General features: G+C 41.0%; 17 protein-coding genes. 9 read left to right on the top strand and 8 right to left on the bottom strand.

The window, feature by feature from the left end; genetic code table 11:
- The 5 genes from atcA (at window position 1) to EGC86_RS09125 (ending at window position 4576) form a co-directional block, all read left to right on the top strand.
- Window positions 1-528: a cold adaptation protein AtcA gene (atcA, locus tag EGC86_RS09145; protein WP_123777313.1), complete on the top strand. Its 528-nt coding sequence runs from the start codon at window positions 1-3 to the stop codon at window positions 526-528.
- Window positions 525-1280, top strand: coding sequence for a cold adaptation protein AtcB (gene atcB, locus EGC86_RS09140; protein WP_011636234.1), 756 nt, complete (start codon window positions 525-527; stop codon window positions 1278-1280). The genes atcA and atcB overlap by 4 nt, the downstream gene beginning before the upstream one ends.
- Before the next feature lie 11 nt (window positions 1281-1291).
- Window positions 1292-2185: a cold adaptation protein AtcC gene (gene atcC / locus EGC86_RS09135; RefSeq protein WP_123777312.1), complete on the top strand. Its 894-nt coding sequence runs from the start codon at window positions 1292-1294 to the stop codon at window positions 2183-2185.
- A gap of 530 nt (window positions 2186-2715) precedes the next feature.
- Window positions 2716-3108, top strand: a complete 393-nt coding sequence (locus EGC86_RS09130) for a VOC family protein (RefSeq protein ID WP_123777311.1) — start codon at window positions 2716-2718, stop codon at window positions 3106-3108.
- Window positions 3109-3346: 238 nt separating this feature from the next.
- Window positions 3347-4576, top strand: a complete 1230-nt coding sequence (locus EGC86_RS09125; protein WP_011636237.1) for a dicarboxylate/amino acid:cation symporter — start codon at window positions 3347-3349, stop codon at window positions 4574-4576.
- Window positions 4577-4609: 33 nt separating this feature from the next.
- Here the strand turns inward: EGC86_RS09125 and EGC86_RS09120 are convergent, their stop codons facing one another.
- Entirely contained in the window at window positions 4610-5803 is a 1194-nt protein-coding gene (locus EGC86_RS09120; RefSeq protein WP_243638343.1) for a GGDEF domain-containing protein, read from the bottom strand.
- Window positions 5804-6473: 670 nt separating this feature from the next.
- Here EGC86_RS09120 and EGC86_RS09115 point away from each other — a divergent pair.
- Complete coding sequence (locus EGC86_RS09115) at window positions 6474-7007, top strand: NUDIX hydrolase (RefSeq protein ID WP_059745629.1); 534 nt, start codon at window positions 6474-6476, stop codon at window positions 7005-7007.
- Between the two features lie 101 nt (window positions 7008-7108).
- Here EGC86_RS09115 and proC read toward each other — a convergent pair whose 3' ends face one another.
- From proC to putP, 4 genes are read right to left on the bottom strand one after another with little or no spacing between them, the layout of a single operon-like run.
- Window positions 7109-7987, bottom strand: coding sequence for a pyrroline-5-carboxylate reductase (gene proC / locus EGC86_RS09110; RefSeq protein ID WP_102037121.1), 879 nt, complete (start codon window positions 7985-7987; stop codon window positions 7109-7111).
- Window positions 7988-8024: 37 nt separating this feature from the next.
- Window positions 8025-9272 (bottom strand): glutamate-5-semialdehyde dehydrogenase, encoded by a 1248-nt coding sequence (locus EGC86_RS09105; RefSeq protein ID WP_123777309.1) that lies wholly within the window; start codon window positions 9270-9272, stop codon window positions 8025-8027.
- A complete protein-coding gene (gene proB / locus EGC86_RS09100; RefSeq protein ID WP_011636242.1) occupies window positions 9269-10375 on the bottom strand; it encodes a glutamate 5-kinase in 1107 nt (368 codons plus the stop codon). The genes EGC86_RS09105 and proB overlap by 4 nt, the downstream gene beginning before the upstream one ends.
- 14 nt (window positions 10376-10389) lie before the next feature.
- Window positions 10390-11886, bottom strand: a complete 1497-nt coding sequence (gene putP / locus EGC86_RS09095; RefSeq protein WP_123777308.1) for a sodium/proline symporter PutP — start codon at window positions 11884-11886, stop codon at window positions 10390-10392.
- A 1041-nt stretch (window positions 11887-12927) separates the two neighbouring features.
- Here putP and acuR point away from each other — a divergent pair.
- Entirely contained in the window at window positions 12928-13572 is a 645-nt protein-coding gene (acuR, locus tag EGC86_RS09090; protein ID WP_165871023.1) for an acrylate utilization transcriptional regulator AcuR, read from the top strand.
- A 47-nt stretch (window positions 13573-13619) separates the two neighbouring features.
- On the top strand, window positions 13620-14603 hold the full coding sequence (acuI, locus tag EGC86_RS09085) for an acrylyl-CoA reductase (NADPH) (protein WP_123777306.1): 984 nt from the start codon (window positions 13620-13622) through the stop codon (window positions 14601-14603).
- 228 nt (window positions 14604-14831) lie between these two features.
- Here acuI and EGC86_RS09080 read toward each other — a convergent pair whose 3' ends face one another.
- The 3 genes from EGC86_RS09080 to EGC86_RS09070 are packed head-to-tail and all read right to left on the bottom strand — an operon-like array spanning window position 14832 to window position 19484.
- Window positions 14832-16877 carry an EAL domain-containing protein gene (locus EGC86_RS09080; RefSeq protein WP_123777305.1) on the bottom strand — a complete coding sequence of 682 codons (2046 nt, stop codon included), beginning with the start codon at window positions 16875-16877 and terminating at the stop codon, window positions 14832-14834.
- Window positions 16878-16881: 4 nt separating this feature from the next.
- On the bottom strand, window positions 16882-17412 hold the full coding sequence (locus EGC86_RS09075) for a YfiR family protein (protein WP_123777304.1): 531 nt from the start codon (window positions 17410-17412) through the stop codon (window positions 16882-16884).
- Between the two features lie 8 nt (window positions 17413-17420).
- Window positions 17421-19484, bottom strand: coding sequence for a TonB-dependent receptor plug domain-containing protein (locus EGC86_RS09070; protein ID WP_011636248.1), 2064 nt, complete (start codon window positions 19482-19484; stop codon window positions 17421-17423).
- 322 nt (window positions 19485-19806) lie between these two features.
- Here EGC86_RS09070 and EGC86_RS09065 point away from each other — a divergent pair, with 322 nt between their 5' ends.
- Window positions 19807-20322 (top strand): VF530 family protein, encoded by a 516-nt coding sequence (locus EGC86_RS09065; protein ID WP_011636249.1) that lies wholly within the window; start codon window positions 19807-19809, stop codon window positions 20320-20322.
- Window positions 20323-20502 lie beyond the last annotated feature (180 nt).

The following is a 20502-nucleotide window of genomic DNA, read 5'->3' as shown; positions in this document are numbered from 1 at the left end:
ATGGCTAAACATCTTAATATCTCACGCATTAATGAGCTAAAAAATAATGCCAATGACAATATAGAATCTTACAACGACCCTGATACGCCAAATGCACTGGCAAAGTTTACTAGCAAAATCAGAGAGATATTGTTGGCCGATCCTGGGATGCTAGATTCAGTCCCTGAATATTTACCTGTCGCGCTTTATGAAAGAGTTAAGTTCTCGCCTGAGTCAAAGCGCCAATGGGCGCATTGGATTAGCTTGAATATTCACCCAAGCTGGGATGAATTTAAAACGACGATTGCGTTTAACAATGCCGATCTTCCTCTGGCGCTTGCGGTACGTAAATATAACGAAGATTTGCTTATCGAAAGTTGTGCCGTGGTGTATTTGTTAGAAACTCAGGGAGATACAGCGCCTAAGCCTGAGGAAGATGATTCTGATGGTCTTCATGAGCATGAACGCGACGAAAACGATGATGACGACACGGACTATGATAGCGATGAAGAAGGTTATTATGACCAATATGATGAGGATATCGAATGAACAGTCTCATTGAAATAACAGCCGCTGAAATACAAGAGCTGGCTAATGTTGAGCCTAAACAGGCCAGCAAGAGATTTGAATTGATTGCGACATCAATGTCAGATGATCAGTTGGTTGAAGTGATCGAGAAAATGGATATCGTCACGCTGACACAAATTAATAGTCAGCATGATATTTCGTGCCCATCTATTATGTCTGAGTTAATGACTCCAGAACAGATCCGCGACATTGTCTGCCAGCAGCCGCTTTATTGGGAAGAAAAAATCAAAAGTAATGCCGAAGAGTTAATGCAGCATACTTTTGATTTTATGACTTATCTTATTCGAATCCAAGACAGTGAAGAGAAACAAACCGCAATTTTAGAGTGTTTGGCTGAAGATCCTGCTGCGCTGTTTTATCTATCGATTCCGTTTATCGAGCTTATTTTAGGCGGTAGCAGCGGTGATGACGATGAGATAAACGACACTTTTGATGATGAAGCGGATGAAGAAACCGTGGGTTACTCAGATTGGCAAGCCGATGAAGAGGCACACAGTCTTAGCATTGATGACCCGCGCAGTTTATTAGCATTGATCCGCGATCGAGCGCCTAATGTTGAAAAGGCGATTAAGAACATGCTGCGTAACACCGGCTCTGACTGGCAGCTAATTATCAGCCAGTTTGCCAGCGAGTTAGTGATACAGGCGAAAGAAAAGAACCAGGTCACCGACGAGTATGCTGAAGTTGATGATATGTTTAGCTTTCTTGATTAAGGGTTCTGCAAATGCAATTGGTATTACGTGACGAAAATCAGGGTCCCTATCTGAGTCGGGTGTTGGCTTATGGCCGAACCGAAGAATTGCTCAGTAATGAGCAATTGGGACAGATCAAAGCGAAAGCCATTTTGATGAGCCTTAAGTTCGCTGATAAGTTTTATAACAAGTATAAAATGCATTTGCTTGAAGAAGCCGCGCAAGATGTCATTGGCATTGTTAGCATCGGCTTAATGGCATTATCTGACCAAAGTCAGGCTAATGCTATACGGTTGCTGCTGACTGATGACGGCGTAGTTAAGTCGTTCCAGAAGGGCTGGGGGATGCTAACTAAAGTTAGTCAACACAGACTTCATGGCAAATCTGTTTATGGTGGCGTGGATAAAGTATTGCTTGATCAAGTCTCGAGTCCACCTGATTGTGACGAATGGCAAGGCTGGGCTTACTACCAAGAAGCATTAGCTGAGCATAATCGCCAGCAATCAATTAATGCCTTACTGGCACAGTTCTACATTGTCGGCACTTTTGATCCAATGGATTATATTAATCTAGAAAGTACTCTGGCAGAAGCCGTGTTATATCGGATATTTTTTGACGGTAAAAAAGTCCGTCAAGATCTTAAACGACGCATGGCTCGTATAGAACTTAAAGATGAATGGTTTAACCTCGAGTTTATCGAGCAACAAACTAAGGCTGCTTTAGCTGAGTTACCTAATGAGCTTGCTGATGCAATTCGTTTAGATTTAGGTAAGCATTTTAATGCTGCATTGTTGCGGACGCTGCATTTCTCTCGTAGCTATCAAGAGTTGGCCATTCAAAATGCCTCTCCTGAACGATTGGAGCGCCTGGAATACAAAGAAGGCTTAATTGGTCTACTTGGTTGGCCAATTTATATCGACTTGTAGTTTAGCTTTAGGAAGCTTGCAAGTGAGCAAGCTTCCTACATTCACTGATTATGTCTGCCATTATTTACTTCCGGATTACGCATCACTATAAAACCTCTCATTACCGTTATGTTGTACATCATTTATACTCAGCATTGAGTTAACAACGTTTTAATCTTATCAATAAATTATTCTAAGTCACTGTTTTAAAAAGCTTACTTAGAGGTTTCTTGTTGCAACGCTTTTCTTTCAAATTGCACTTATTGCAAATACTGTTGCTTCCCTATTCAACACTGACTTAATGGTTAACTTATTCATATAGCACAATATATGTAGGTTGTATCTTCTACTATCCGAGCGATACAGAGGTGTGGATAGTGTGGTGTCAATGGTATTAATGTTCACTGAAGAATTCTCTCGCTAATTGATTATCAAATAATTTTTGATAATGTTTAGCTTTTGTGGTGGTTCATTGGCAGTCATAATCCCAGTAATATAAGGCTTTGCTGATAAAGATCGTTAAAGTCGGCTATATTCTAAAAGGGTGTTGTATGAATATTCGCTTTGATCACTTGTCATTAAGTGCTAGAAATCCGCAAAAAATGAGCGATTTTCTCGTGGCGTTATTAGATTTAACCGTTGGTACTCGACCTAATCTTGAGTTTTCTGGTTATTTTTTATTTGCCGGTGACAAAGATGTGATACATATTTTTGCTAATCAGCAGCCAGATGTGAGCAATCAACTGTCGCAAAATGAGCAGCCGCAAAATATTGTTCATCATGTGAGTTTTTTCAGTGATGACTATCAAGATGTAATGGCAAGAATTGCCAAACTGGGCCTGCGCTATTCTATTAATGAAGTGCCAGGATCATTGATTAAACAAATTTTTGTTCGCGGCCCTGAAGGCCTCATTATTGAGATCCAAGCGTTGCCGAATGACTAATATGGTTTGTAGTTGTGTATGGTATTGGTTTTGTGTCATATTTTACCATTAAGTTAAGTCGTTTTTACGTCGTTGAGAGAGTGATGGTCGACAGTAATTGTTGATAATGATATTGGCTAACTAATTGATGGAGTTTATTTTACATCTGCTTTTCTGTTAGTTGTTAACGCGCTAATCGTTCTTTGGGCCGAGTCTGCTGCCTATTCCACCTTTTGTTTAATTGCTCCTAGGATCCAATATGCTAAGTAGCTTACGTGCTTATCGTTCGTCCATTATTTTACTGAGTGCCTTACTGCTGGGCGGATTGTTTGGCGGGTTATTTCCTGAGTGGGCTATCAAGCTTAAACCTATTGGGCAAATTTTCCTCAATCTATTATTTATGATCATCGTGCCTTTGGTTGCTGTGAGTGTGATGTCATCTATTGCTCACATGACCGATTTAAAGAAATTAGGCGCGATACTTGTGTCTATTATGGCTGTGTCGATTGTCATGGCGATTATTCCGTCAGTGGGCGTCGTGTTGTTGGCGTTAGCATATGATCCCGCGCAAGGGGTGACATTAGACTTAGCCAATACCGTAGATGCAGCCTCTGGCAGCATGGACTTTGTCAGCTTACTCACAACTAACGATTTTGTCGGGCTACTCTCTAAATCAAACATATTAGCGTTGATTATTATGTCGGTGATCGGCGGTGTGGCCATTGGTCAATCTGGTGAAGATGGCCAGAGAGTGGGGCGCATGCTAGACAGTTTAAATACTGTGATCATGAAAGTGATTTCGATATTAATGTATGTGGCTCCAATTGGACTTGGTGCTTATTTTGCCGCGACTATGGCAAGTCAAGATACTGAATTAATGGGGACGTTTGCGCGAGCTGTAGGGCTGTTTTTTGTGGCGATGGCTATTTACCTAACATTAGGTTCGACCTTATATGCGTGGATTGGCGGTGGTGCACAAGGTGTGAAACGTTTTTGGCAGCATATGCTCGAACCCGCTGTGACGGCATTAGGCACTAGCTCGTCGTTAGCGACATTGCCTGTGACTATTCGTAGTGCTGCTAAAATGGGCCTAAATGAGCAAATTGCAGAGATTAGCTTGCCGTTGCTAGTCAATCTCAATAAAGGTGGTGCAGCCGCTATTACCGCGCTAAAAATCGTGTTTATTTATTCGTTATTAGGGCTAGATTTTACGACCGATGTATTTATGCTGACGATTTTGATTTCGGTATTATCTGCGTTTGTGATTGGCGGAGTACCGGGCGGAGCATTTTTAGGTGAAATCTTTATTGTGACTACATTAGGTTTACCGATGGAAGTGATCCCTATTTTAGTCGTCATTGGGGCCATTACCGATGCAGCTTCAACGGTGGTTAATGTGGTACATGATTTAACAGCAACGCAAATCATTGAACGCATTAATGGTAAAAATTATATTGTGGCTACGCCAACGAGTCGCTTACAAGAGTAAGCTTCAATATTCTGTTAATTAATGTTTATCCGATCAAGCTGCTGCTACACAGTTTCGCCCGCCAGACTTTGCCGAATATAAGGCTTTGTCTGCGCGGTCAAGTAAGCTGTGGGCTGAATCTTCTAGCCTGTACTGAGCTACACCTAAGCTGATTGTTAGCTCCATTCCTTTAATATTTTGCATGGCAATATATAGCCTTAACCTTTCGGTTAACTCAATCGCATCAGCTAATGTCGTGTTGGGTAACACCACCACAAATTCTTCGCCGCCCCAGCGTGCTAATAAGTCGTCGTTGCGCATTTGGTTTTGCAATAACTGCGCGAGTTGGCATAGCACTTTGTCTCCGATTAAATGGCCGTGATTATCATTAATTTGCTTAAAATGATCGATGTCGATAATCGCCACAGAAATAGGGTATTGAGTGACGGCTTGTTTACTGAGTAAATCTTGAGTGGTTTGATGGTTTGTCAGTGGATGGTCATCGGCATAAGGCTGGTAAATAATCGGTGCTTCGTCTGTTTGTTTTATCGCGTTAGTAGTCTCTGTTGTCATAGAGGTATTAGCTGCTGGTGTGGTCAGCAGTGTATCAAGCGCGAAATCGAGTTTTTCACGGTTATATAGTCCGGTGAGTTTATCGGTTTCAGCCATTTTTTGAATTTCTAAATTACGTAATGCCAGTTTTTTATAAGCGGAAAAGCGGGTTTTTTCGTAAAACCTAAACAGTAAAATTTGCGCAATACACACTTCAATAACGTTGAATAATGAACCTTTGCTAAACGTCACAGGTTGAGGATTCTGCGTTTGCAGGTAAACGAGAAAAGCACACACACTAAAGCAGATACATGAAATAAATGTGCCCCAGGTTCGTCCGATAAGAAAAAATGAAAAAGGCGGAATAAGAGTCGCCCAAAACAGTGAATGAGAATATCCCTTGGTCGATATCACAAATAACATAATCAAACTGGCTACCATGAGAGTAACAGCCCATGCGGTTATCTTTACATGTCCCGTACTGCGAAATCGATAGTAAATGCCCAATGAAATAACTAAGCCTGAACCGTCGAGTAAGGCATATTGATAACCTTCAAAATAGAACAAGTTGATCAGAGTCAGAATGAGAAAGTAACTCGTGGTAATGAGTAACGAATGCTCGATTAAACGGATACGCCAATAATCAGGGTGATCAGGCGGATACTGAGAGAATTGTTTGTACCAATATTTAATCATAAGCAATTTCCGAAGTGACATTAAGTGAACGTTAATCTTTGTAACTTGATCACCGTATCATTCAATCCTTGAAAAGTGATACTTCAGCATAGGTAAAATATTAAAAAATAACCGTCTATTTAGACGGTTATTTTAAGGTATAGGTATGACAGGACGATTATAATTTATAGTTTTGTTTCAATTAGCTTAAGAATGTCAAAACAGGCGCCCATGGTATGATAATCAGTGTTGCCGAATGGGCTTTTTAGGTTATCTATCTTTTGGTTGTCTTGAGTTAACATGCTAAACCCAGCACCGTATCGATGAGCTACCAAGTGTTGCTACGTGCAATGCCAAATTTTGTCAAATGGGTATTTAACAGTGGCTTTTAAACTGTGGTTTTCAAACTTTGGTTATTTAACTGAAAGTACCTAGCGAAGAGTATTTGACTGGAAGCATTGAGCTAGCAGAATTGAATTAGACGTTTTGCGCTATAAGTATTGAGCTAAGAGTACCAAAGTCGCTTGTTGTGAATAATCAGCTTCATAATTGATTGTTATTATTTGCACTCAAGTTGTCATTACAAGCACTGATATGCCGCCCTACAAGTGATTTTAACTTATACGCCAAACTTGAAGCATATAGTTTGGCAACGTATCATGCGCTTTTTATTGCGATGAGCCCTTCTATAATGCGCCACTTAACCACTCGTTATCATTCCGACACCCCAGCAGATTTTGTTGCCGCGAATCACCAAACGATGCTAACGCGGCTTGCTGCTCGTGCCATTGTGATGCGTAATAATCAAATATTAATGCTTTACACCCAGCGTTATCATGACTATTCATTGCCTGGTGGTGGCGTTGATGTAGGTGAGGAGATAGAGCAAGGGCTGATCCGTGAGTTACAAGAAGAAACTGGCGCTCAACAAATTCGCAATATTAATCCATTCGGCTTATATGAAGAATATCGCCCTTGGCAACGAGATGGTTATACATCGGTTAATATGCTGTCTTATTGTTTCACTTGTGATATTGACAGCCAGCTGGGGGAAACCCAATTTGAAGCTCACGAAATTAATAACGGCATGATACCAGTATGGATTGATATCGATGAGGCTATTGGGCATAACCTTGACACTATCGCCAACAGCAGCAAAAAAGGCTTATCGATTGAACGAGAAACCTTTTTGCTGAAATTGATTAAACAAGAGTTACTGAGCTAGCCTTAAGCCATTGTGGCTTAGCAAAGCGCTATATGGCTTATCACATAGCCAAGTGGATGGTATTAACATCAACTAAGGTCTGCAGCCCCCTCACAGCTCCGTTAGCCTATAGATAATTCTTTGGCTCTTGTCGTTGCGCACGCCATTGCGCTGGCAACTAGCTCATCAAGATCACCATCCTGAAATGCCAATATTGCCTGTTCCGTCGTGCCTTTAGGTGAGGTCACCTGGTGACGTAAACTTGCCAAATTATGCTGGCTGTTCATCGCCATTGATATAGCTCCCATGGCACTCTGCAGCACAGCTTTAGCGGCTATTTCTGGCGGCAATCCTTGTTCAATTGCGGCTTTTTCCATGGCTTCTAAAAATAAGAATAAATACGCCGGTGAGCTACCCGCAGCCGCCACGATGGTCGACATTTGGCTTTCTTCTTTTAACCATACGGTTTCACCTACAGCGCGCATGAGTCTTTCTGCTAGCGCAATGTCATTAGCGTGAGTGTCTGGGCCTGCATATAAACCTGTTAATCCTTCACCAATGGCGGTTGGTAAGTTTGGCATAGCGCAAATGACTTTAGGTGAAAAATGCAGTTTTTGGCGGAGTGTTGCATGTTTGACACCCGCGGCAATCGAGATAACGAGTTTACGGTTATCGTACTGCATTACTTCACTCAACTGCTCACACACTACAGGTACTACAAAAGGCTTAACGGCAACAATGATGACATCAGCAAACGCAACGGCAGCGGTGTTGTCTTGATGTACTTTAACATTGAATTTATCGATCAAGTCGTGTCGGGTGGTTTGGCTGGGGGCGCACACTAGAATATTGGCACTGTTATGACCTTGTTTAAGTAGGCCGCTGATTATGGCTCTTGCCATGTTGCCACCACCGATAAAGGCGATACAGGTATTGGGATCTAATGATTCATGTTGAGAGATGACAACCTCCGAAAATGTCGCTAAAAAAGAAAAGGCCACGCTTTCGCTTGGCCTTTGAATTGTGGTACCTATTTAATTATGCGCGAACTTGACCTACACCGCTGACTAAGTATTTCTCAGTGGTAAGTGACTCAAGGCCCATAGGTCCGTAGGCATGCAATTTGCTCGTGGCAATACCAATTTCAGCACCTAAACCGAGCTCGCTACCATCAGAAAAACGAGACGATGCATTCACCATTACTACCGAGGCATCCACGGTACGTTGAAAACGCGTAGCCGTTAATTCATTTTGGGTACAAATCACTTCAGTATGATGGCTACCAAAGCGGCGAATATGATTGATCGCATGGTCAAAATCAGTGACTTGGCGAATGGCTATTTCTAAATCCAAATATTCTTGGCCGAAATCATCATCGCTAATAACGTTAGCATGCTCAAAGTATTGCTGGGCATTTTTGCTGACATTAATACGCACTTTATGTGCAGCAAGTTGGGCTGCCACTTTAGGTAAAAATTCTGCTGCTACATCTTGATGTACCAGTAATCCCTCTAGAGCATTACATACTCCAGTGCGTTGGGTTTTACCATTGAGCAATAAAGACATCGCAATATCGAGATCGGCATCTTTATCAACATACAAATGACAAACACCTTTAAAGTGTTGAATAACAGGGATTTTACTATTATCCGTAACAAAATTGATTAAGCCTTCGCCACCACGTGGAATAATGACATCAATAAAGTCACGTTGCTGCATAAGCTCTAGTAGTAAGGCGCGATCTGGATCGGGTATCACAGTGATCAGTGCTGGTGGTAACTGATATGCTTGCAATACATTTTGTAAAATAGAAGCAATGATTTTACTTGAATGTAGTGCTTCTTTACCGCCACGCAATATTACAGCATTACCTGATTTAAAGCACAATGCACCCGCATCAGCGGTAACATTAGGGCGTGCTTCATAAATCATACAAACAACACCTAAAGGTACGCGCATTTTTTGAATGTTTAGACCATTTGGTCGCTCACATATTTCACGTACCATGCCGACCGGATCGGGTAATGATGCGACGGTTTCAATGCCCGCAGCCATAGATTCAATACGTTCAGGTGTCAGTGTTAGTCGGTCTATCATTGCCGCGCTTAATTCAGCTTTTTCGGCATGGTCAAGATCCAATAAATTCGCTTTAATAATATCGTCGCTGTGTGCTCTAAGTGCACGGGCCATATCAACTAAAATAGTATTTTTAACTTTTTCATCTAATAGGGCTAGAGTTTGTGCCGCTGTGGCTGCTGCTTGCGATAAATCTTTAATTAAACTCATAGTTGCTCCAAAATGGCGATGTTTTTGTCAGAGATCAGTGGGCCCGTTTTTTGCTGGGCATTGTTGGCAAATTCACGATCTTCCTGGTCTGCAATAAAATGTAATAAACAACTACTGTAGTTTGATTTGGCTTTAGCCAATTTAGTACCATCGCCTTTGCGCACTAAAACAGTATCACCGACGGAAAAGTTGCCTCTTACGGCCACTACATCGTCTGTGGTTAGTTGAGTATCATGTTCTTCAAGGTCAGCGCTAAAGTCATTTTCGACAATTAACTCACCTTGAATTTGTGAGGTATGCATCATCCAATGCAAGTGTTCTTGCATCGGTACATCATACGGGGTGAATAAAGTGCCTGGATTTTGGCCCTTTAAAAGTTGATTGAATGTGTCCGCGTCAAAACCATCTACAATCATGGTTTCAATTCCGTGTGAAATCGCTTTCTCAGCGGCTTCAATCTTGGTTAACATGCCACCAGTACCTACGCTGCTCGTAGCACCGCCAGCCATAGCATAAATCTCAGCATTGATTTCACTGACTTGCTTAATTAGCGTGGCATCTTCATGTAAATTAGGGTTTTTAGTATAAAGCCCTTTTACGTCAGAGCAGATAATTAACGCATCTGCATCCGCTGCGGCGGCAACCATAGCTGATAAATTGTCATTATCACCCACACGTAACTTAGCTGCGGTAACAGCATCGTTTTCGTTGATAATGGGAAGTAAGCCATTGTCTAACAGCGTAAAAATAGTATTTTTAATACTGATATAACGGTCGCGATCGCGTAAATCACCATGGGTAAGTAGTAACTGCGCCGAAGGGAAATCAAATAACTTATCCCAAGTGGCCATCATATCGGCCTGGCCTGCTGCTGCCATGGCTTTTTTAAGCGAAATGCTTGGTTCTGCCGTATCAGGGAATCGATGTCTACCAGCGGCAACTGAACCTGAAGATACCAATACAACTTGGCATCCTTGAGCGCGACAGGTAGCAATAAACTGTGCAATACCTAATAAATAGTGGCTGCTACAACCTTGTTGATGAGGCGCAATTAATGCGCTTCCCACTTTAACGACAATCCGTTTCCAATGTGAAGTTGACATAGTATTGTTCTCCATTACTGTTGCTCGGTTAAAACACGATTCGCTTCATGGAAGGTATCAACTGTTTTATTACAAGGATCCGAGTCAAGAGCACTGGCAATCCAAATCACTACACTACTAACAATAAAGCCTGGGATCATTTCATAAACCACGCTGGTTAATGCTTTTCCGTCGGCAAGCACAGGAGCATATATCCAAAAGAGGACGGTAGCAGCACCTGAAACAATACCGGCTACAGCGGCTTTATGGGTCAGGTTCTTTTTATATAGGCAACACAGTACCAGTGGACCAAAGGCCGCACCAAATCCAGCCCATGCATTGCTAACTATCGATAAGATGCTATTTGAGCGATCTAGCGCCAGTAAGCTGGCGACAATACCGACACCGGCTACACCATAACGTCCCATTCTGACCATTTCTTTCTCAGTTGACTCTTTTTTCGAAATGACTCGATAAATGTCTTCGGTCAATGAACTTGACGACACTAATAACTGTGAAGAAATCGTGCTCATAATAGCGGCTAAAATGGCTGCTAAGAGGAAACCACTGATCAGTGGATGGAACAACAATTCAGAAAATACAATAAAGATGGTTTCAGGATCGCTTATTGTCATATCGAATTTATTAGCGTAGGCAATACCCACTAGACCTGTTGCCAGCGCACCAGTAATGGTGACCGTCATCCAACTCATGCCAATTCTTCGTGCAGTTTTGATATCAGAAACTGAGCGGATAGCCATAAAACGTACAATAATATGTGGTTGGCCAAAATAACCTAATCCCCAAGAAAGACTGGAAATTAACCCGAGCATAGTGACATTTTGCATCGCATCAGAAAAATGTGGGATCGACTCATAAGCAAAGCCCATCATTTTATCAGCACTGCTAAACTCTTGATATGCCACAACGGGTACCAGAATCAAGGCAACAAACATGATACAGCCTTGCACAAAGTCAGTCATACTGACGGCTAAAAAGCCACCGAGTAGGGTATAAGACACTACTACAGCAAGGGTGACGATTAACCCTAGTTCATAACTTAAATCAAATGCAGAGACAAATAATTTCCCGCCAGCGACTAATCCTGCCGAGGTATATAAGGTAAAGAAGATCACAATGATCACTGCCGCGATAATCCGCACATTACTGTTAGGTGCGTGGAAGCGTTTAGCAAAAAACTCAGGGATCGTTAGGGAGTCACCCGCGACTTCAGTATAAACCCGTAATTTAGGTGCCACGATCAGATAATTAATCAATGCCCCAGCTAATAGGCCGATCGCAATGTAGATGGTTTCAAAGCCAACTAAGAACATAGCCCCAGGTAAGCCCATTAGCATCCAGCCACTCATATCGGAGGCACCTGCTGACAGCGCGGTAACTTGTGGGCTGACTTTACGGCCACCCAAAATGTAACCCGATACATCGCTTGTTGATTGTTTATACGCGAACAATCCAATGCCTAGCATTACCAGGAAATATATTGCTAATGAGACATAGGTTAAGTAATGCATGAATTATTTTCCTCCTAACGCTTTGTGATTTTGAATCCCGCTAGGTTTCAACATAACAAAGAGATAGGTGCTTAGAAGGGCACATAAACAAAATAATTGTGAAGCCTCTTTCAGCTTTAGTGTAGCGGTATTCAACATAGTGGTAATGAGATTTTCTTCGTTTGACGTGTCCGTTGACATAATGTCCTCCTGGGTGCGGGCTAATCGGCTTATTGTTAATTTATTTTTCATTCAACAATAAAAAACCACCAAACTAGTTAGTGGTCTAACTATATTAACATCATTTTAGGTAAAATTTCCAATCCAATCTCAGTTAAGTCAGTAATAAATGTTTTTTTAACAACTATTTAACGTCATATCGATATATAGCCAGCGACAATAATTATGTCGATGCCACGCTGGCTAGTTGGGTTGTGATAATAATTTCCTTATGTGTAGCTCATCTTTTAAATTTTGATGGGGCTAAGTTAAGTTGCTGTATTAAATGTTTTATATATTTATTGTGTAGTGTGTGCTTCATCGATTTAGCAGGATATTAGCTTGATATAGATGCTATAGAGTGCGTATGGTGCAGTGTAAACGTTACCAATATGGTGTTATTCGTAAGAGGACATGACACATTATTTTGCTATTAATAAGGTGTTTTTACGCAAGTGATTACAGTTCAAATGATTTGAATTCAAATGGTTTTAGCTCAAGTAACTATGCCGGAAATATTTGATCTTACCGGGTGACATGTGATGAATGACCGCTTCATTTTCAAACATTAGTAAGGCGACTGTTTCAAAATACTCATACTTCACGCCATGGATATGGTGGAATATCTATTGGCGACTTCAGTAGCAATAGTGGGTTAAGTTAGTGTGCTAGTTTAGTGATAACATTTCTGTGAGATTGGACCTTACTGGCTTATGTTAATGTTGTCTTCCCCCTGATATTAGTGGGAAACTGGGCTTCAAACCGCGATTTAATACAATGTTATTGCATTTAAATAGACGTTCGGTCTAATATTGGCCTATGAACAATTTAAGCTTAGATATAATGACGAGTCCACATACTAGTTCAAACCCTAAACCGCGCAGAGGTAGACCACCTAAAGTATCGCGAGATAATCCTGATACTCGGGCTGAGCTTATTCGTAGTGGTCTTGAACAATTGACAGAGCAAGGTTTTGCCTCATCGGGTATAGAACCTATTTTGAAAAAGGTTGGCGTACCGAAAGGCTCTTTTTATCATTATTTTGCGAGTAAAGAAGCCTTTGGCCAAGCGGTATTGCAGAACTATGCTGAATACTTTTTACATAAACTTGAGATCCATTTGCTCGATGAAGCTTATTTGCCGTTAACGCGAATTAGACACTTTGTTGAAGATGCTAAAGCAGGAATGATTCGATACCAATTTAAACGTGGTTGTTTAGTGGGTAATTTGGGGCAAGAAGTGGGCGTTTTACCAGAGAGCTTTAGACCGCTTATTATCGAGATTTTTTTGAGTTGGCAAGCTTGTTTAGCTCGCTGCCTCAAGGCCGCACAATTACTTGGACAAATCGCTGAAACAGCAGATTGTGATGCCCTAGCGGAAAGTTTTTGGGTTGGCTGGGAAGGGGCGGTAAGCCGCGCAAAGTTAGTTCAAGATGAACGACCGCTTGATAACTACTATGATCATTTTATGGCAGCGTTACCAAAGTAAAATTTTTTAATCATTAATAGACGATCAGTCTAAATTAGGAGTGCAGAATGTTTAATGGCATGTTGATCGAGAAAGATGACCAAGGTTACCGCACCACAGTGAAAAGCATTGATGAAAGCGTGCTACCTGAAGGTGATGTGACGGTAAATGTGCTTTATAGCACCCTCAATTATAAAGATGCGCTCGCGATTACCGGTAAAGCGCCGGTAGTGAGATCATTCCCTATGGTGCCAGGCATTGATCTAGTAGGCATTGTCGAACATAGCGATAGCGACAAATTCGTTACGGGTGATACGGTATTATTAAATGGTTTTGGGGTAGGCGAAACCCATTGTGGTGGCTTGGCCACTAAAGCCCGTTTAAAAAGTGAATGGCTTATCCCACTGCCAAAGGCATTTTTACCGCAACAAGCAATGGCGATAGGCACAGCAGGCTATACCGCAATGTTATGTGTGATAGCTCTTGAGAAAAATGGCGTAACGCCAGATAAAGGTGAGGTGCTTGTCACTGGTGCTAATGGCGGAGTAGGCAGTTTTGCTATCGCTATTTTAGCTAAGTTGGGCTATCACGTCGTCGCTTCGACTGGCCGAATGGATGAAAGTGACTACCTAAGAAAATTAGGTGCTAAAGACATTATCGATCGCACAACTTTGTCAGAAGCGGGTCGTCCATTGGCAAAAGAGCGTTGGGCTGGTGCTGTTGACTCTGTCGGCAGCCATACTTTAGCCAATGTGTGTGCCAGTACCAAGTATGGTGGAACGGTTGCCGCTTGTGGTTTGGCACAGGGAATGGATTTTCCTGCCAGCGTAGCGCCATTTATTTTACGTTGTGTGACCCTAGCGGGTGTTGACAGTGTAATGCGACCTTTATCTGACCGTATTGAGGCATGGCAACGTTTAGGTGATATCCTGGATGTTGGTGTTTTCGATGACATTGTTCACGAGATCAGCTTGACTGAAGCGATTGATGTGGCAAGTGATTTGTTAGCAGGTAAGGTTCGTGGCCGTGTGGTTGTTGATGTAAATCGTTAATCGAATGATTTTAATAGAAGGTATTTATCTAAATACTTTGTCGGTCTGTGCATAGCAGGCCGATTAATTTCTAGCACTATTGGCTGTACCATCTAGTACTTTATAACAGTAAGCCGTCTCGATAATCTCCTGCCACAGCAAGGTTTATGAATGCCTTTATTCGAAGATTTAATGCAGAAGTAAGATATTCAGAATACTATTTTTACATCACTATTTTCAGTTGTGTTATTACTCTGCGGCAAGTGTTGATGATCTGACATAACGGTCAATAAAATTTTGTGTCGGCATAGGTTTGGCAAATAAATAGCCTTGTAAGTAATCGCATGAAAGTTGTTGAAGTAACTGATGCTGCCCTATGGTTTCAACGCCCTCAGCGACCACTTTAACCTTTAAATGATGTGCCATGGTGATAATGGCTCGCACCAACGCAATACTATTTTCATTGCTTTCCATATGCTTAATAAATGATCGGTCAATTTTTAAAATATCAATATCGAGCCGCTGCAAATAGGCTAATGATGAATATCCGACCCCAAAATCATCAATGGCGATATCAATACCGTAATTGTTGAGTCGCAGCATTTGTTGTTGAATGGGTGAGTCTGGGTCCATCAAGGTATTTTCTGTCACTTCAATAATCATGGTATCGCGAGGTAAATTGAATTTATTGCACGCTAATATCCATTCATCGACCCACAAACCCTCATGATCAATTTGTAGCGGTGAGGTATTAACGCTCACTTGCATTTTGTTGCCCGACAACTGATAAAAATGAGCGGCATCTTCAATCGCTTGATTTCTTACCCAGTTACCAATTTCTTCTATTAAACCATTTTGTTCGGCCACCGGAATAAATTCATTGGGTCCAATAAGGCCGCGTTGTGGATGATCCCAACGGATGAGCGCTTCTGCCTTAGTAACTGTAACGCCGCATTGATCAAAAATAGGTTGATAAAACAACACAAATTGACCGAGTTTGAGTGCGATGCGGATTTCTTCGATAAGGCGACGTTTTTCAATGGCTTGTTCTTCAATAGCATGAGAGAAAAACTCATATCGATTGCGGCCTTTGCTTTTAGATAAGTACATGGCTTGGTCGGCATGTTTAACTAACGCTTCAACATTTTGGCCATCAGCAGGATAAAACGTGAGTCCGATGCTACCCGTCACGTTAACTTGTACCTCTTCAATGCTAATGCATTGCATCAGGCTACTTTTCACTTTTTCAGCAATTGAGGCAGCGTGTTCTAAGTCACTCACATCTTCAATAATTAAAGTGAATTCGTCTCCGCCTAGACGCGCAACCGTATCATGATCTCGAACGCACCCGCGTAAACGTTTAGCAACTTGATGCAGCAACCTATCCCCATATTCATGGCCTAAGGAATCGTTGATCTCTTTGAAACCATCAAGATCGATAAAAATTAACGCAAAAACCATGTGGTCAGTATCAATGAGCGATTGAAGTTTTTCATAGAAATAACGTCGATTAGGTAACAGAGTTAATCCATCTTGATAGGCATATTCGTGTAACTGGCTATTGGCATTTTCAAGTTCTCCAGTACGCAGTTTTACTTCAGTTTCAAGGGAACTCTCACGCTGTTCAATATTATCTAACATGCTATTAAAACATGTGGTTAATTGGCCAATTTCATCTTCAGACTGAATTTGAGCACGTAAACTGTAATCTTGTGATTCGGTTATTTTTTGCGAAATTTTAGCGAGGTATAACATCGGACTTAAAAATTTACGACGTAAAAATAATGATAGAAAAAAGCTGGCACAAAGGGATGATAAGAGTAATAGCACAATAAATTGGCCGTAAAACGAAATCCTATCAGTAATAATGCTGTCATCTACCGATATGTGTAAATCACCATAGTTTTGGTTGTCGAGTGTTAATGGTGTTATTACTTGGGTGATGTCATTGAGGTCGTCATCAGTCAGAGTCATAGAAGGGCGCTTTGATAATGCTTGAGCTAAAACTGCGCCTTCAACATTAGTGACACAGACTGACAATACATCTGATCTTAACAAAATAGGATTAATCAGTTCTTGAATAGCGTCTTGATCATCAAATAATAAGGCCGCAGTGATATTAGGTGACAGCATTTGCGACAAGCTGTGTAGGCTTTCAACTTGTTCTCTTTTAGCGGAAGACAGCTCGAAGGCGCTAAATATTGATGTCACTGTCAGTGTAGAAATTAGGGCAACGCTCATTAAAATGAACTGCAATTTTTTACTGATAGTATTGAGTGCGAAAAATTGTTTCATAGCATTAATTGTTCACTACTCGACCTAGGCGCAATACTTTTGAACTCATCGTGATACCAGACAATTTTAACTTGTCGGGTGAGACTTCAAAACGAATTTTACCACCGGATAAAAAGAAACGAATATGGCCACCTTGCTCTATAAAGTTGTCAGTTTCACCGACGATCATGACATCTGCAAGATATTTATTATTCAATTGTTGCCAAGATTCAAGGGTGTCGGTTGTGATAAACAAGATATTGCACTGGGCTAAATTCGTTTCTGTGAGGCTCACTTCGACATTCTCTATCGGTAAATTATTGACTTTACGACCCTTGAGAATTGAGCGCGAGACACTGATAAAGCTATTATCAGGGCTGCACAGTGTAAAAGAACTGGCCGTATTAGCGTGGTTATTCCATTCGCCGTAACGGGCAAAGTTAAATAAAAAACCAGCTTTTAGTGCATATTCTTTTTCAACAGCAATCGCGCCTTGGCTTATGGAAAGCAAAAGCGTTATTAATGATCCAAACAGAATACGTTTAATGGTTAACATCAAGTCAGTTAGAATTTCGCCGTAATTTTAAAAGTGACACTTTCATCTATAAAGGTTGATTGCGTGTACGTTTCACCATGATTGCCATACTCAAGATGCGTGCCTGCGAACAGGTTTTTGCCCATAATGGCGAAGGCCCAATTAGGCTGAAAAGCCCAATTCCAGGTTATATCGAGAGCGGTATAATTATCTGTTCGATAGGCATCACTATTTTCAACTCTGAGTGAAGCAAAGATATTATGTTGTTCAAAAAAATGTATATCAGCTTTAGTAAAGAGTTGGCGACTGGTTGAGTCATAGCCAATTGCGGGAAAAGTATTGTCCACTAAATCGTAATTAAAGGTGTTATAGCTATAACCTACTTCGGCAGTAAAGTTGTCTACCGGTTGCCATGATAAAACCACATCACCACCTTCAGTGGTAAGCCCGGCATTAGATACTAAGTTAAAGTTAATTGATGTTGTCGTTAATGCTTGTACTGCAGCATCAATTTGTCCAGCTTGTAACATTGTAAAAACGGGGATAAATTGATCGATATTAGGATCGATTTCGATCACGGCAACATTATCCGTGTCGGTATGATAAACTGATAAATCCAGCGCCCATGTAGTATCAGATAAACGATAGCCCATTTCATAGGATACCGACTTTTCTGACTTCACCTTGTTATTACCATTTAGATAAGTTCGGATGTAATAACGATCAATTTCGGGTATGCCTGTAGTGATAGGTGATACTTCTTCGACTCTTTGACCATCAATAATGTAGTTGTCGTTAAACATCAGTAACGACGGCACGAGAACACTTTTTGATACAGATAACCATACGACTTGGTTATTCTGTGGTTTCCATACTAACCTTGCTAACGGTTGGCTTTCCCAGCCAGTCAAATCGTTATGGTCAACTTTGACACCCACAATAAAGTCTAATTTATCTGCAATCACGTTATATTGAGCTTGTGCTAATGTTCCATACTGCTGAAGATTATCAAAACCACCGCCACTTTGTATAAAAGTACTTTGTGCAAATGAAATAGCGTTGTAACGATAATTTAGTCCCCAATCAAACTGCAAGTCTTGGTACAAAAAATTAATTTGGTAATCAAGATCAAATGATTCGAACTCTTCTTGAATATAAGTTTGCTCACCACTTTGCTTTAACCAAGATGTTTGTAGCATTTGGTTGGCGGAAGGTGAAATGCGATTTTCCAATCTTGCCATGATGCGAGCATCGGTACGATCTAAGCTACCGGTAAATGAGATATTGCGGTTACTGCTGTCAACGACACCATTAAAATTTTGGCCTAATGTTGACTGAGTGATATCACCTTGAATAAGACCAGACCATTGATCGTTAGGTGTGAAATCAAACCGTACTCCAGCTGATTGTTGCTCAGTAAAGTCAGCCGGCGCCATCTTAATGCCTTTGTCCGATGTCTGGCCATCTTTCACATGACCATAGACTCTAAAGCTGCCGTTATTACCGATATCGCCACCATAACGAAGGTTGGTATCAACATTAAGCTGGCTACCACTGCTGACATCAGCATATAGGCCCCGAGTATCAATGCTGTTTTTAGTAATGATATTAATAACGCCATTAGTGGCATTGCTGCCCCACAGTAACCCACCTTGCCCGCGGATAATTTCGATACGTTCAATATCGTATAACGGCACATTCAGGGTTTCCCAATACACAGCGGCAAACTCAGGTGTATATAAACTTTGACCGTCGATCATAACCAATAATTTGCTTGAAAATCGCGAAGCAACACCACGTGATGAAATCGCCCATTGATTATTATCAAGTTGCCTAACGGCTAATCCGGGGACCATTTTCAGCGCTTCTGGCACAGAAGTTACGCCTGAACGAGTAATTTGTTCTTTGGTTAATACGTATATAGATGAGGCGGTTTCAAAGGCTGATTGGGTTCTTTTCATCGCCGAAGTTACTTGTACATCCATCGCCATCAGTGAATCTAAATCCAAATCAAGGTCGCTAAGAGATTCTTCAGCTACAACCCAAGGCGAAATCAACATAAATAAGTACAATAATGCAGGTGATAACTTCACGCCAATGTCCCCAAAAATCTTTGATAATGATGATATTTTTTATTTGTATTATTTTAACACACGCTGTTAACTAAATGTCAGTCTATCTCTTTCAATATACGGATTAATTTACCTTCTGTTAACGACTAAGTCGTTATTTTTTAGTTCACATCTGTGAGTATCGTCATAAATAAATCAGAAAACGATGTTAACCGCCACACTAGAGGTAATGAGTTTTAGTTAACTCATTACCTCTAGTGTGAAATATGCATAAAGACGATGGGGCATTTTAACGGTAAACTATACATATTATAGAGACAGCTTTTTGAGGTCATGAGATAGCATGGTAGAACTGCAGCAAAATAATCCACTTCACGGTTTAAAATCAGAAACGATGATATCTGAGTTAGTGGCATTTTATGATTGGAAAATTCTCTACGCAGCTTTGCGTTTAGAGTGCTTCAATACCAACCCTAATATGGACGCTTGTGTTAAGTTCCTAAAAAAGACGGAATGGGCGAGAGAGCGTGTTGAAAATTTTTATTTGTACCGTTTCAAGCGTATGCCAAAAGGTAACTCTGCACAATTTGAATTAAAACCTCGTGAACGTGGTTTTGCTGACGGTATTTTACCGCGTAAGCCGCAGCCTTTAACGGTTGAGTTAGTTGCAGAAATGAAAGCCAAAGCAACTGCTGATTATGAACAAATGAAACATAATCAAAGTCGTTCATATGCTTCTTCGTCATCACCTTCATATTCCTCATCGAGTCGTTCAAATGACAGCGATGCAGCGACACAGCGTAGTAATCAAAATAAGCCGCAGCCTACATTTGATCCAAACAATCCGTGGAATAAATAACCACTAGACTGATCTCATGCCAACGTCGGCGCAACCCAACGATAATTATATTATTGTTGGGTTGCGTTTTTTTATGGCTAAAAAACTATAATTATTATTTTTAACTACTTAGAGTTTATTGTTTAACTACATAGAGTTAATAGTGTACTCAAGTTTATTGAGGCAATTTCTATCAAGATG

Origin of the sequence: Shewanella frigidimarina, assembly GCF_003797125.1 — a bacterium.
In the GTDB taxonomy this organism is placed as follows: Bacteria; Pseudomonadota; Gammaproteobacteria; order Enterobacterales; family Shewanellaceae; genus Shewanella; species Shewanella frigidimarina.
The sequence above is the reverse complement of the archived record's forward strand: the minus strand, read 5'-3'. Positions and strand labels throughout refer to the sequence as shown.

Coding starts and splice junctions, on each gene's coding strand:
- atcA (WP_123777313.1), top strand. CDS start 1: ATGGCTAAACATCTTAATATCTCACGCATTAATGAGCTAAAAAATAAT.
- atcB (WP_011636234.1), top strand. CDS start 525: ATGAACAGTCTCATTGAAATAACAGCCGCTGAAATACAAGAGCTGGCT.
- atcC (WP_123777312.1), top strand. CDS start 1,292: ATGCAATTGGTATTACGTGACGAAAATCAGGGTCCCTATCTGAGTCGG.
- EGC86_RS09130 (WP_123777311.1), top strand. CDS start 2,716: ATGAATATTCGCTTTGATCACTTGTCATTAAGTGCTAGAAATCCGCAA.
- EGC86_RS09125 (WP_011636237.1), top strand. CDS start 3,347: ATGCTAAGTAGCTTACGTGCTTATCGTTCGTCCATTATTTTACTGAGT.
- EGC86_RS09120 (WP_243638343.1), bottom strand. CDS start 5,803: ATGATTAAATATTGGTACAAACAATTCTCTCAGTATCCGCCTGATCAC.
- EGC86_RS09115 (WP_059745629.1), top strand. CDS start 6,474: ATGCGCCACTTAACCACTCGTTATCATTCCGACACCCCAGCAGATTTT.
- EGC86_RS09105 (WP_123777309.1), bottom strand. CDS start 9,272: ATGAGTTTAATTAAAGATTTATCGCAAGCAGCAGCCACAGCGGCACAA.
- proB (WP_011636242.1), bottom strand. CDS start 10,375: ATGTCAACTTCACATTGGAAACGGATTGTCGTTAAAGTGGGAAGCGCA.
- putP (WP_123777308.1), bottom strand. CDS start 11,886: ATGCATTACTTAACCTATGTCTCATTAGCAATATATTTCCTGGTAATG.
- acuR (WP_165871023.1), top strand. CDS start 12,928: ATGACGAGTCCACATACTAGTTCAAACCCTAAACCGCGCAGAGGTAGA.
- acuI (WP_123777306.1), top strand. CDS start 13,620: ATGTTTAATGGCATGTTGATCGAGAAAGATGACCAAGGTTACCGCACC.
- EGC86_RS09080 (WP_123777305.1), bottom strand. CDS start 16,877: ATGAAACAATTTTTCGCACTCAATACTATCAGTAAAAAATTGCAGTTC.
- EGC86_RS09075 (WP_123777304.1), bottom strand. CDS start 17,412: ATGTTAACCATTAAACGTATTCTGTTTGGATCATTAATAACGCTTTTG.
- EGC86_RS09065 (WP_011636249.1), top strand. CDS start 19,807: ATGGTAGAACTGCAGCAAAATAATCCACTTCACGGTTTAAAATCAGAA.